The sequence below is a fragment of the Pelagovum pacificum genome, from assembly GCF_016134045.1.
In the GTDB taxonomy this organism is placed as follows: Bacteria; Pseudomonadota; Alphaproteobacteria; order Rhodobacterales; family Rhodobacteraceae; genus Oceanicola; species Oceanicola pacificus_A.
The window spans coordinates 620,336-633,483 of sequence record NZ_CP065915.1 but is presented as its reverse complement, the minus strand read 5'-3'; the positions used below and the strand labels follow the sequence as shown (position 1 = coordinate 633,483).

Annotated in this window: 11 protein-coding genes; 1 reads left to right on the top strand and 10 read right to left on the bottom strand. The window is 67.2% G+C overall.

What is annotated here, in order from left to right; all coding sequences use genetic code 11:
- Positions 1–62: 62 nt before the first annotated feature.
- Positions 63–1,148, bottom strand: coding sequence for a DUF2235 domain-containing protein (locus I8N54_RS03270; protein ID WP_140193940.1), 1,086 nt, complete (start codon positions 1,146–1,148; stop codon positions 63–65).
- Positions 1,135–3,432: a xanthine dehydrogenase family protein molybdopterin-binding subunit gene (locus I8N54_RS03265; RefSeq protein WP_140193941.1), complete on the bottom strand. Its 2,298-nt coding sequence runs from the start codon at positions 3,430–3,432 to the stop codon at positions 1,135–1,137. Before I8N54_RS03265 ends, I8N54_RS03270 begins: the two co-directional genes overlap by 14 nt.
- Positions 3,433–3,608: 176 nt before the next feature.
- On the opposite strand from I8N54_RS03265, the gene I8N54_RS03260 reads away from it, so the two are divergent.
- Positions 3,609–4,283: a MarC family protein gene (locus tag I8N54_RS03260; protein ID WP_140193942.1), complete on the top strand. Its 675-nt coding sequence runs from the start codon at positions 3,609–3,611 to the stop codon at positions 4,281–4,283.
- Positions 4,284–4,319: 36 nt separating this feature from the next.
- Here I8N54_RS03260 and I8N54_RS03255 read toward each other — a convergent pair whose 3' ends face one another.
- From I8N54_RS03255 to urtB, 8 genes are all read right to left on the bottom strand, one after another.
- Positions 4,320–5,504, bottom strand: coding sequence for an alpha-D-ribose 1-methylphosphonate 5-triphosphate diphosphatase (locus I8N54_RS03255; RefSeq protein WP_140193943.1), 1,185 nt, complete (start codon positions 5,502–5,504; stop codon positions 4,320–4,322).
- A gap of 79 nt (positions 5,505–5,583) precedes the next feature.
- On the bottom strand, positions 5,584–6,180 hold the full coding sequence (gene pcaG, locus I8N54_RS03250) for a protocatechuate 3,4-dioxygenase subunit alpha (RefSeq protein ID WP_140193944.1): 597 nt from the start codon (positions 6,178–6,180) through the stop codon (positions 5,584–5,586).
- A 1-nt stretch (position 6,181) separates the two neighbouring features.
- Positions 6,182–6,904, bottom strand: a complete 723-nt coding sequence (gene pcaH, locus I8N54_RS03245) for a protocatechuate 3,4-dioxygenase subunit beta (protein WP_140193945.1) — start codon at positions 6,902–6,904, stop codon at positions 6,182–6,184.
- Positions 6,905–7,061: 157 nt separating this feature from the next.
- A complete protein-coding gene (locus I8N54_RS03240) occupies positions 7,062–8,180 on the bottom strand; it encodes a 5-methyltetrahydropteroyltriglutamate--homocysteine S-methyltransferase (protein WP_140193946.1) in 1,119 nt (372 codons plus the stop codon).
- A 112-nt stretch (positions 8,181–8,292) separates the two neighbouring features.
- Positions 8,293–8,988 (bottom strand): urea ABC transporter ATP-binding subunit UrtE, encoded by a 696-nt coding sequence (gene urtE / locus I8N54_RS03235; protein WP_140193947.1) that lies wholly within the window; start codon positions 8,986–8,988, stop codon positions 8,293–8,295.
- A gap of 3 nt (positions 8,989–8,991) precedes the next feature.
- Entirely contained in the window at positions 8,992–9,732 is a 741-nt protein-coding gene (urtD, locus tag I8N54_RS03230; RefSeq protein WP_140193948.1) for an urea ABC transporter ATP-binding protein UrtD, read from the bottom strand.
- Complete coding sequence (urtC, locus tag I8N54_RS03225) at positions 9,732–11,009, bottom strand: urea ABC transporter permease subunit UrtC (RefSeq protein WP_140193949.1); 1,278 nt, start codon at positions 11,007–11,009, stop codon at positions 9,732–9,734. The genes urtD and urtC overlap by 1 nt, the downstream gene beginning before the upstream one ends.
- 118 nt (positions 11,010–11,127) lie before the next feature.
- Entirely contained in the window at positions 11,128–13,089 is a 1,962-nt protein-coding gene (urtB, locus tag I8N54_RS03220) for an urea ABC transporter permease subunit UrtB (protein ID WP_140193950.1), read from the bottom strand.
- Positions 13,090–13,148 lie beyond the last annotated feature (59 nt).

Genomic DNA, 13,148 nt, shown 5'->3' with positions numbered 1-13,148 from the left:
CAGATAGCGACGGACGCGCGCGGACAATGTTTCGCGCGCGCAACAACCGGACAGGTGTCCGGTTACTCCCCTGCCAATGTCGTATGAGCCGCGGGCGGCTGCCACACCGGACAGGGCAGCGGCCCGGACATCCGTTCAGCAGCGGTCGGATGTATGAATTCCGACGGGTCGCGCCCCACGATACGCTTGCGGCGCATGATGAAAATCTTGCCCCAGCCGCGCCAGCGCCCGATCGACGGCGCATCGGCGTCCTGCGGGAAGCGGTCGCGCCAGCCCTCGGGCAGCGGCACGCCGACGCTTTCGACCCGGTCCAGCAGCCACACCAGCGGAATGTTCGACAGCGGTCGGCTTTGATCAGCGCCGCTGAACTGGCCGCCGATGTCACCGTGCGTTCCGCGGAACCAGACCTGCTCCATCGTGCCGGACCAGCCGTTCGGGCGGTGCCACATCACCGGCGCGTAGGCATCGCGGTTTTCATCAAGCGCGAGGGCCTGGAAGGCATTGTGCACGACCCCGACGGGTTCGTGGTTGTGAAAGCGGTCCTTCTCGTCGACCCACTGGCCGAGGACGGGAAAGCGGATACCGAGCGACTTCACCGTGTCCCAGACCGCCACCGCCTCGATCTTCACGTCGGGGTAGCAGAACTTCTCGCGGAACGTCTCCGCCACAGGGCCGCGTCCGCCGTTGCGGTAGTGGCGGAACGCCTGGCGGACGTTGCGGACGGTGGCGTGTCGGTTCCGGAGCAGGCCGACCATGTCGACGATCCCGGCGAGCGAGCGCACCGCGTAGGCCCCGCGCGAGAAGCCGATCAGCACGATCTTGTCGCCCTCCCGGTAGCGAGAGGCGAGCGTGCCGTAAGAGCGGCGGATCTGGCGGTTGATGCCACGCCCGGCGGCCACGTCGACGGTCTGCGACCAGTCGCGCCACTGAATGCCGGCTTCGTAATAGACGGTCAGGTTGGTCTTGCGGCCGACCTCGCGCAGCAGCTTGAACGCGAGGCCCGCGTTGCTTTCGTGTCCTTCCCGCAAGGTCGACATCGTGCCGTCCAGCACGATGACATGCGTCGCGGGGCCGCGATGGCGGCCCCTGCCCTCGGCCTGAACGGGTTTGCGCCCGAACAGGCCGAGGAAGTAATCACGCAGCGGCACCCTGTGCCTCGTTCATCAGTTCCCACACACGCAGCGGGGTGAAGGGCATCTGCACGTCGCGGACGCCACGATCCCAGAGCGCGTCCTGCACGGCGTTCGCCACGGCGGCACAGGCGCCGACGGTGCCGGCCTCCCCGCAGCCCTTCATGCCCATCGGGTTGTTCTTCGAGGGCACGGGTTCGGAGTGGAAAGCCACCCACGGCACATCGTAGGCGCGCGGCATCCCGTAATCCATGAAGGTCGCGGTCAGCGCCTGACCGGTCTCGTCGTAGACGGTGCGTTCGTTGATCGCCTGCCCGATGCCCTGCGCGACGCCGCCGTGGACCTGTCCCTCGGCCAGCATCGGGTTGATGAGGTTCCCGAGGTCGTCGACCACGGTGTATTTCACCACTGTCGTCTCGCCCGTTTCCGGCTGGATCTCGACCTCGGCGATGTGGGCGCCGTTCGGGAAAGACATCTGTTCGAGTTCCCCGCGTTCATCCCACTTCAGCAGCTCTTCCTTGCCCTTGGCGCGCGCCATCTCCGCGACGTCGAGCATGGTCGGAGCCATGTTGGAGCCCGGGATGCGGAACGTCTCGTCATCGAAGGAGATCTCGGAGGCATCGACACCCTCTTCCTCGGCGAGGAAGGCAGTGAAGCCCTTGGTGATCGCTTCGACCGTCACCAGCGTGGCGTTGGTCTGGGTCGTGACCGAGCGTGAGCCGCCGGTGCCGCCACCGGTCTTGATGAGGTCGGAATCGCCCTGGATCACCTTGATCCTGTCCGCCGGGATCCCGGTCTGGTCGGCCAGGAACTGGGCATAGACCGTTTCATGGCCCTGCCCGTTCGACTGTGTGCCGACGAAGATCGACACTGTGCCGTCCTCGTTGAACTCCACCTTCGCGTTCTCGCCCGGATCGCCGAGGATCGACTCGATATAGTAGCAGAGCCCGATGCCGCGCAGCTTGCCGTCGGCCTCCGACGCGGCCTTGCGGTCGGCGAAGCCGGCGATGTCGGCCTCAACCTCGGCCCGCGCGAGGACGCGGTCGAACTCGCCCACGTCGTAGGTGACGTTGGTCGGCGAGGTGAAGGGGAAGTTGGCCGGCGCGATGAAGTTGCGACGCCGCAGCTCGAGCGGGTCGACGCCGAGCGTCCGGGCCGCGTTGTCCATCGACCGTTCGAGGACGTAGATCGCCTCCGGCCGGCCGGCACCGCGGTAGGCGTCGATCTGCACCGTGTTGGTGAAGACGCCCTCGACATGCAGGAACGCGGCGGGGATGTCGTAGACGCCGGGCATGACCTTGGAGAACAGCGTCGACTGGATGTGCTGCGCGAACCCGGAATTGTAGGCGCCGAGATTCGACACGGTGTCCACCCGGTAGGCGGTGATGCGATAGTCCTCGTCGAAGGCGAGCACGGTGTCGGAGATCAGGTCGCGGCCGCCGTTGTCGGACAGCATCGACTCGGTCCGGTCACCCATCCAGTGCACCGGCTTGCCGAGCGCGCGGGCAGCTTGGGAAACGAGGTACAGTTCCGGGTAGTCGGAGCCTTTCATGCCGAAACCGCCACCGACATCGGGCGTGGTGACGCGCACGTCGGCCTCGTCCAGCTTGAGCTTCTCGGCGATCAGGTCGCGGATGCCCCAGACGCCCTGCCCGTTGTAGCAGAGGTGCAGGCGGTTGCCCTGAAGCTCTGCGTAGCAACCGCGCGGCTCCATCGAGTTGACGATGATCCGGTTTCCGATCGCCTTGCAGCGCACGACGTGCGCCGCCTTGTCGATGGCCGCCGCGACTTCGTCCTCCGGGCCGAGGCCGAAGTCGAAGGCGCGGTTGTCGGCGACGCCGTCATGGATCGGCTCGCCCCCGACGGCGGTCTCGACATGGACGGGCAGTTCGTCGAAATCGAGCTCGATCAGCTCGGCGGCGTTCTTCGCCTCCGCAAGGCTGTCGGCGACGACGAAGGCGACGGGCTCACCCACGAAGCGGACACGGTCGCGGGCGAGGATCGGACGCTCGGGCGTGGCGCCCTTGCTGCCGTCGCGGTTCTTCACCGGCTCGGTGTCCATGCCGACGTCCATGCCGGCCTCTTCCAGATCGGCGAGTGTCAGCACGAGGTGAACGCCCGGCGCCTGCCGCGCTTCGGACACGTCGAGTGCGGTGATCGCGGCATGGGCGACGGGTGAGCGGAAGACGTAGCCGATCAGCGCCCCCTCGGGCGCGACGTCATCGACATAGGCACCGTGTCCGGTCAGGAAGCGCACGTCCTCGACCCGTTTCACCGGCTGGCTCTTGCCGAACTTCTGCATGCGATAGCTCCCCTCTGAGTCTCTTCGTGGCAAAGGTAACGGCCAACCGCCAAGTGTCCATGTGCCGCGCCGGTAAATTGCCGGTGCGCATGGCAATGATTGCCCGAGATGTATAAATAAATCGTCCACGTCCCCGCGTGCTTCCGATATTCCCTGTCGCCCCCGAAAGGACCGCCTTGCCCGAGTTCGACTGGCCCACCTTGTTGCGCGAGTTCGTCACCCTGTTCGTGGTCGTGGACCCGATCGGATCGCTGCCGGTGTTCTACTTCGCCGCCGCGGGCGTGCCTGCCGCGCTGCACTGGCGCTTTGCCGTGCGCGCGGTCGTGGTGGCGACGCTGGTGCTGCTCGGTTTCCTCGTCGCGGGGCAGTTGCTGCTCGAGGCGCTCGGTCTCAGGTTCGGCTCGTTCCAGATCGCGGGCGGGATCATCCTGTTCATCTTCGCGATGACCATGATCTTCGGCGAGAGCAAACCGGCCCGCGAGATCGAGGAGGCGGAGCGCGATCACCTCGCCGGGGCGGTCTTTCCGCTGGCGATCCCGTCCATCGCCTCGCCCGGGGCTATGCTGGCGATCGTCGTGCTGACCGACAACCACCGCACCTCCATCCCCGATCAGGTCGTGACGGCGGGGCTGCTGGTCATCGTGCTGGTCATCACGCTGGTGCTTCTGCTGCTCGCCGCACGGCTGAAGGGCGTGATCGGCACGACGGGGGCAAGCATCATCAGCCGGGTGATGGGCATCATCCTCGCCACGGTGGCGGTGGATTCCGTGCTCGGCGGGCTCGACGCGGTCGGGGTGCTGTCCCTGCCCGAGGGCCCTGCGGTGCTGGAGCCGATGGACGTCATCGAGTGATCTGATCGGGCGGGCCCGTTCAGCCGAAGACCATGGTCAGTCCGGAGACGCCGAAACCGGCAGGCGAAGGGGGACCGAGCCGTCGGAATAGATTTGCCGGCCAGCGCGGAAGGTCGCGCGAACGTGGCCCACGCCGAGGTCATCCGCGACCACGAGATCGGCAGAGAGACCTTCCGCGATCTCGCCCCGATCCGTCAGCCCGAGGACCCGCGCCGGATTGGACGTGGCCAGTCGCGTCGATCCGGCGAGGCCACGCGGATCCTGCTCTGCCAGCACAAGCACGGCGGGCAGGATCGCCGAGGGATGATAGTCCGCCGCCAGCAGGTCGAGCAGCCCGGCCCGATGCGCCTCACGCGCCGAGAGGTTGCCGGAGTAGCTCGTCCCGCGCAGCGCGTTCGGCGCCCCCATCGCGACGGCAAGACCGGCGGCCTGCGCCGCCGCCGCGGCATCGGCGGTGACGGGAAACTCGGAGATGCTCGCGCCGAGGCGCTTCATCAGCGCGACCTTCTCGTCGGTGTCGTCGTCGTGGCTGGCGAGCGGAATGCCCTGCGCGGCGCAGGCCTCGGAGATCGCGCGCAGGACGCGTTCCACCGCTCCGGCCTGCCGGCGGGATTCGGCGAGCCTGTGGTCCACCTCGCCGCGCGCCTCCTCCTCGTCGATGCCGCGCTCGTTGGCGATGAAGCGCACGAAGCGTTCGACGTCGCGGTACTGGCCCTGCCCCGGCGTGTGATCCATCAGCGAAACGAGGTCGACCGTTCCGTCGGCGATCAGCTCTTCCACGATGTCGAGCGCCTCGGGAAAGGTGATCTCCATCCGGGCGTGGACCTTGTGGTCGACCTTAAGCTCCCCCGCCATCGACTTGAGCGAGCGCAGCAGCTCGCGTGCCGTGTCGCGGTGGCGCAGGGTGCCGTAGACCGATCCGGGGTGGAAACCGACCGAGGCATAGGCCGTCGTGATCCCCGACGCCTTGAGCCGGCGGTCGAGATCGCGCAGGCCAAGCTCGACCGGCATCCGCACGCCGGGGCGGGGTTCGACCTCGCGCTCGATCATGTCGCCGTGCATGTCGATGAAGCCAGGCATGAGCAGCAGGCCGCCGCCCTCCATCGCCGCACCGGTGACCAGTCCCTCCGCGATCGCGCTGATGCGCCCGTCCTCGACGCGGACCGAGCCACGGTCGAGCACCCGGTCCGGCAGGACCACGCGGAAATCGCTGAGCCACATCTGACGTCTCTCCCGGGTGATGCCGTCTGGCGCACTATCGCGATCCTGCGGCCGAGGGCAACGCCCCGCCCGCCCCGGCTCAGATGTCGAGGAAGACCGTCTCACCCTCGCCCTGCAACCGGATGTCGAAGCGGTAGGCCCCCTCGCCCGTGCGCGTCGCCATCAGCGTATCGACTCGCGGGCGCTGCTCGATCCGCGCCAGCAGCGGGTCGGTCCCGTTATCCTCGTCCTCGAAGTAGATGCGCGTCGACAGCCCGATGTTGATCCCCCGCGCCACGATCCAGAGCGAGATGTGCGGCGCCTGCATCCCGCCGCGCCATGGCACGGGGCCCGGCTTCACGGTGCGCAGCGTGAATTCGCCTGTGTCCTTGTCGGCGGCGAAGCGGCAGAAGCCCGACACGGCGGGATCCGCCCCGTCCTGCCCGGCGAAACGGCCGGCGGCGTCGGGTTGCCAGCTCTCGATCATCGCGTCGCGCATCGCCCAGCCGGTGCCGTCGTAGACGGAGCCGGTGATCGTGATGATCTCGCCCTTCGCGCCGTCCGAGATCGGCGACAGGCCGAGGTCCTCGGGATAGACGCCATCGATGCCCGTGAAGCTCGGGATGCAGCCGATATGGACGTAAGGCCCCGCGGTCTGGGACGGAGTCTCCTGCAGGTAGGTCAGGACCTGGACCATTTCACATGCCCTCCAGCCGGTTTTCGAACATCGTCTGCCGCCGCCCGCGCAATACGATGTCAAACCGGTAGGCGAGGAAGTCGTGCGGCCGCGAATGCGCCATGTCGAGCGGCGCGACAAGCCGGTCGAGCTGGCTGCGGCTCTTCACCGTCGCGGCGATCGGGCAGAGGTCGATCAGCGGATCGCCCTGGAAGTACAGCTGCGTGATGAGCCGCTGCCCGAACGAATGTCCGAAAACGGACAGGTGAATGTGCATCGGCCGCCAGTCGTTGCCCCGGTTCGGCCAGGGATAGGCACCGGGCCGGATCGTGAGGAACCGGTAGTTGCCATCGCCGTCCGTCAGCGTCCGCCCGCAGCCCCCGAAGTTCGGATCGAGCGGGGCGAGGTAGCCGTCCTTGACGTGGCGATAGCGCCCGCCGGCATTGGCCTGCCAGATCTCGACCAGCGTCTCAGGCACGCCCCGGCCCAGCTCGTCCACCACGCGGCCATGCACGAGGATGCGCTCGCCGATCGCGGAGTCACCGGTGAAGTTGACCACGAGGTTGTTGTCATGTTCCCCGATCAGCGAGTGGCCGAACCGGGGTCCGGTCTCTTCGCTCGCCGTGCTTTCCATCGAGATCAGCGGCAGGTTGGGAGAGCGCGTGACCGAGGTCTTGTAGTCCGGGTCGTAGGGCACCGGGTGGAGCGCCCGGTTGCGCGGGATCAGGGGCCCGTCGTTGGCCATGTTGGTGGTCTCCTCCTCGTCTGCCCCGATCCAAGCATGAACCGGACGGGCACGCCAGCGCTCCGCCCCCCGTGTCATCTGGCCGAAAATACCTCTCGGGGGGTGAACCGGCCGCAGGCCGGGAGGGGGGCAGACAGCCCCCCTTCCCCGCGCGGTCTCAGGCCTCGACGCCGCCCCAGATCGTCTCGGCGGTCTTCACCACGAGCTCCAGCTTCCGCTTCTGATCATCGGCGGTGATCTTGTTGCCCTCCTCGGTCGAGGAGAAGCCGCATTGCGGCGCGATGCCGAGCTGGTCGAGATCGGCATATTTCGACGCCTCGTCGAACTTCGACTTCAGCCAGTCGACATCCTCCAGGTCCGCCGTCTTGGTCGTGATGAAGCCCGGCATGACGCGCTGCTTGCCCTTGGGCAGCAGCTTCAGCGGCTCCAGCCCGCCGGCACGGTCGGTGTCGTACTCCATGAAGAAGATGTCGACGCCGGTGGAGAAGATCGACTCGGCGGCGAGGTCGTAGGCGCCCTCGGCGGCGTAGGTCGACTGGAAGTTGCCGCGGCACATGTGCATGCCGATCACCATGTCGTCGGGCCGGTCCTTGATCGCCTCGCGCATCATCCAGCCATAGCGCTGGATCAGCCAGTCCGGATCCTGGCCAAGCGCTTCCTTGTCGGCGCGATGCTTGGGATCGCAGAGGTAGGCGAAGAAGATGTCGTCGAGCTGCAGGTAGCGGCACCCCGCGTCGTAGAACGCCTGCACGGCCTTCTTGTAGGTCGCCGCGATGTCGGCGGTCAGCACCTCGACATCGGCATAATCGGACACGTGGATGTTGTCGGGCGTGGTGCGGAAATGCAGGCAGGACGGGCCGGGGATCGAGATCTTGGGCGTCACGGTCGTATTGGCCGCGACGAACTTGAAGTGATCGAGGTGCGGGTGATCCGCCGGGAAATCGAGCTTGTCGTTGATGACGGGCACCAGCGGGGCGGTCTTCACTCCGTGGAAGGCGATGCCCTCCTCCGGGTCGCGCTTCTCGATCTCGTAGCCGGTGAGCTCGCCCATGAAGTCGTAGTGCCAGAACTGGCGACGCTGCTCGCCGTCGGTGACCGCCTTCAGCCCGACGGATTCCTGCATCGCGATCAGGTCGCGGATAGCGGCATCCTCGACGGCGTGAAGCTCGTCCAGCGGCATCGTCCTGTCTTCCAGCGCGGCGTGCCGGGCCTGTTTCACGCTGTCGGGGCGGAGCAGGCTGCCGACGTGGTCGGCGCGATAGGGCGGGGTTGGCATGGCTCTCTCCTCCGTAGGTTCGGAGAAGACTTAGCACCGCGCCGCGGCGTTGCGAAGCACGAGGGTGGCGTGGGGACACGGGTAGGATGGGTCACCGACCCATCCTACGGGATCAGATCGAGACCGCCGACAGGATCGTCTCGCGGTCGACCTCGTCGCGGGGCCGGTTGATCGTCACCGCGCCACGGTTGATCGCCACGAAGGTGTCCGCGAGCTCGTAGGCGAAGTCGAAATACTGCTCGACGAGGACGACGCAGATCTCGCCCTCCTCGCGCAGCAGCCTGATGACCTCGCCGATCTGCTTGATGATGTTGGGCTGAATGCCCTCGGTCGGCTCGTCGAGCAGCAACACGCGCGGCCTGGTGATCAGCGCCCGCGCGATCGCAAGCTGCTGTTGCTGGCCCCCCGACAGGTCGCCGCCCCGGCGATGCAGGAACTGCTTGAGGATCGGGAACAGCTCGAAGATCCGCTCAGGGACCTTGTGCTCGGACGAAGGCAGGCAGGCGAAGCCGCTTTCGAGGTTCTCCTGCACCGTCATCAGCGGAAACACCTCGCGTCCCTGCGGCACGTAGGCGATCCCCGCCCGCGCCGCGCCGTAGGCGTTCAGGTGACCGAGGTCCCTGCCGTCGAGCGACACCGACCCGCCCGAGAACGGATGCCGTCCCGCGATCGCCTTCAGAAGCGAGGTCTTGCCGACCCCGTTGGTGCCCATCACGGCTGTGATCTCGCCGGGCCTGGCGACCATCGAGATCCCGTGCAGGATCTGGCTCTGGCCGTAGCGGAGGGTAAGGTCCTTGACGTCCAGCATCGCTCAGCGCCCCAGATAGACTTCGATGACTTGCGGATTGCTCGTGACGTGGTCGAGGCTGCCCTCGGCCAGAACCGAGCCCTCGTGCAGCACGGTCACCTTGCACTCCAGCCGGCGCACGAATTCCATGTCGTGCTCGACCACCATAACCGCCCGCGTCTGCGCCGCGCGCTTCAGCAGGTCGGTCGTATGCTCGCGTTCCTGCGGGGTCATGCCGGCCGCGGGTTCGTCCACCAGCAGAAGGCGCGGGTCCTGCGCCAGCAGCATCCCGATCTCGAGCCACTGCTTCTGGCCGTGGCTCAGCTCTCCCGACGGCCGGTCGAGATGGTCGAGCAGGCCGACCTCCTCCGCCAGTTCGAGGATGCGCGCCTCCGTGCCCGACGACTTGCGCCAGAACAGCACGTCAAAGGGCCCGCGCGGGTTCTTCACCGCCATCTGCAGGTTCTCGCGCACGGTCTGCGCCTCGAACACCGTCGGCTTCTGGAACTTTCGCCCGATCCCGGCGCGGGCGATCTGGCTCTCGTTCCGACCGAGCAGCGAGATGTTGTCGTCGCCCCAGATCACGCGGCCCTCGTCAGGCTTCGTCTTGCCGGTGACGATGTCCATGAAGGTCGTCTTGCCGGCACCGTTCGGGCCGATGACGGCGCGCAGCTCGGGTTCGCCCATCTGGATCGACAGGTTGTTGATCGCCCGGAAGCCGTCGAAGGTGACGGACACGCCGGAAACTTCGAGAAGCGTCGCCATTACTCTTCCTCGCCTTCCTGCCGGCGCCATGCGCCCTTGTCGGGGCCGTAGTCGCCCTGCCGGTCCGCCTTCACCGGGCGCCAGCCGAACAGGTCGAACAGCCCGCCGATCCCCTTCGGCGCGAACAGCGTCACCGCCACGAAGGAGAAGCCGAGCAGCACGGTCCACCAGTTGGTCCATTCGATCGTGTAGAAGCCGAGGTTCACGTCCGGCGCACCGCCCCCGGTGAACCAGCTCGACAGCAGCGACACCAGCGCCGCGCCGATGACCGCGCCGTAGAGCCGGCCGCGTCCGCCGATGGCCACCCACACCGCGAGGTAGATCGACGCGATCGGCGCGATCTCGTTTGGGTTGATGATGCCGGCCTGCGGATAATAGAGCGCCCCCGCGATGCCCGCGACGATCGCGGTGACGGTGAAGACGAAGAGCTTGAAGCTCTCGACATGGTAGCCGAGGAAGCGCACCCGGCTCTCGTTGTCGCGGATGCCCCGGATCACGGAGCCCATCTTGCCTGACACGATCCACGCGAACAGCACGTATCCCGCGCCCAGCGCGAGCGCCGAGGCCCACAGGAACAGGATCGAGACCCGCGCCTGCCCGAGGTCTTCGAGGCCGGGAATATTCTGAAGCCCCGACAAGCCGTTGTTGCCGCGCAGCCCGCTCTCGTTCTGGAACAGGTAGAGCGACAGCGCGAGGGTCATCGCCTGCGTCAGGATCGACAGGTAAACGCCGGTGACCCGGCTGCGGAAGGCGAGCCAGCCGAAGATCAGCGCCAGCACGCCCGGCACCAGGACGACCAGCAGAAGCTGCAGGAACAGGCTGTCGGCGAAGTACCAGATCGGCGGAATCTCGGCACTTCCGACGACGCCGAAGATCTGGGTGCCGATCGCCTCGCGCACCTCTTCCGGCGTGGCGGGCAGGGGCTGTCCGGCGAGGCTTTCGACAACGATGGACTTGGTCCGCTCGTACATCAGCCACATGCCGATCGCGTAGCCGCCGAGCCCGAAGAACGCCATGTGGCCGAGGCTGAGGATGCCGCAATAGCCCCAGACCACGTCCATGGCGACGGCGACGAGGCAGAGGCACAGCGTCTTGCCCAGCACCTTCACGAAGGACGTGGAGATCGCGCCGCTCCCCGCGGCCTCCGACAGCAGCGTCACGCCGAGGGTGAACAGCGCGAGGCAGAGCAGGAACCACAGGACGGAGGGGTTCGAGGCGATGAAGCCCTTCCGGCGCGTAGCGCTCGCCCGCGCGAGGGGTTCGGTGACGTCGGTCATTGCATCCTCCCGGTTGGCTCGCCGCGCTGCGCGCGTCGATCCATGGGGGGCTTTGCCCCCCGCCTGCGGCCCCCCCAGAAGTATTTATCGCCAGATGAAAGAGCGGGTTGCGCCATGATCAGTCTCCCGCCGCGCGGCCCTTGAGGGCGACGATGCCCTTCGGCCGGAACTGGATGAACAGGATGATGAACAGGATCATGTAGGTCTGCGCGGCGAGCGTGTTGCCCGGGTTGAACCACTCGATCCCCTTCTGCAGGCCGCCGATCAGCGTGGCGCCCGCGAGCGTGCCCCAGACGTTGCCGACGCCGCCGACGACGACAGTCATGAAGCTCTGCACGATGTAGTTGGAGCCCATCTCTGTCGTCACCTGCGCATAGAGGCCGATGGCCACCCCCGCGATCCCGGCGATGCCGGAGCCGAGGCCGAAGGTCAGCATGTTGATGCGGTCGGGGTTGATGCCCATTGAGGCCGCCATACCGGGGTTCTGCGTCACCGCACGCACCTCGAGGCCCAGCCGCGTGCGGTTCAGCACGAACAGGATCAGCACGAGGAACATCAGGGCGAGGACGAAGATTCCGATCCGGATGTAGGCGATCGACATCACGTCGTTCACCTCCATCGCGCCGTTCAGCCAGGACGGCGAGGTCAGCGGCCGGGCCTGCGTGCCGAAGATGTTCTTCGCCAGCTGCTGCAGCGCGATCGAGATGCCGAAGGTCGCGAGCAGCGTCTCGAGCGGGCGATGGTAGAGCCAGCGGATCACCAGTCGCTCCATCGCCACGCCGGCGGCGAAGGTCACCGCGAAGGCGAGCGGCAGCGCGAGGATGATCGACAGCGTGTAGTTCGGCACCACGAGCTGCACGACGTAGCCGGTATAGGCGCCCATCATGATGAACTCGCCGTGGGCCATGTTGATGACCCCCATCACGCCGAAGGTGATGGCGAGCCCGATGGCCGCGAGGAAGTAGATCGAGGCGAGCGACAGCGCGTCCATGCCGACATCGGCGAAGCGGAACATGCCGACCTGCGTCTCGATGCCCGAGATCGCGCGGGACGCGGCCGCGGTGACCTCCGCGTCGTCCTCGACGTAGATGTCTGCGAAGACGTACTGGTCGAGCGCGGCGTCGATCTCTTCCTCGGTGAAGAACTCGGGCACCTCGCCTTCCGCGACCAGCCGGTCGTAGACCGCGAGCCGCCCCTCCTCGGTATCGAGGGTGGAGACCGGCGTGTCACCGATCCGGCCGTCCTCGATCCGCGACACGAGCGCCTGCTTCACGTCGGCGGTGGAGATGCGCGGCGCGGCGAACCCTTCGTCGACGAGGTCCTGATAGGCGTCCTCGCGCGACAGGTCCTCACTGCCGGGTTCGATGATCCGGGCGACGTTGGCACCCTCGGGCAGCGTCTCGGCCACTTCGTAAGTCGTGCGCAGCAGCTGGTTCAGCGCCGCGCGGGTGTCGAGCGAGATGTCCCCGCCGAGAGTCTCGATCGCGGCGATACGCTCCTCCGTGTCGTCGGCGAAGCGGGCGATCAGGATCTGGACGAGCGCCTCCTTGCGGGCCTTCAGCGCGTCGTTTTCCTCGCCCTCGATGGCGCCGCGCAGCGGTTCCAGCTGGTCGGCCGACGGGCTGCGGGCGATGGCGTCGACGGCGGCGGTGCGGCGGGACAGGTCGGGGTCCATCAACTGGAACTCGACAAGCGCGCCGCCGATCTCGCGGCGGACACCGGCGTTCGGGATGAGCTGCGACATGGTGCGGGGCGGCATGGTGCCGACTTCCTCGCCCGTCGCGATATCGAAGAGCGTGTAGCCCTCGTCGGTCTCCTCGACCGTGAAGAACAGGCCGTCCTCGTCGCGCTGGTAGATCTCGCGGTTCTGCCAGAGCTCGAAGAACCGGGGCACGCCCTCGACGCCGCTTTCGGTCATGCGGGTCAGCACCTCGCCGATCGTCCGGCGGGAAGGGTCGGCGACGGACTCGGCCTCGGACTGGAGAAGGTCCTGAAGCGGTCCCTGCCCGGCCTCCTGGGCGGTGGCGTGCAGCGGCACGAGTAGGATCAGGGCCAGAAGCAGCGCGGCGCGGCGGATCATGAGCACGGTTCCGATGCAGGAGAGTTGGGGTCGGGCGCGCCGGATCCGGCGCGCCCGTC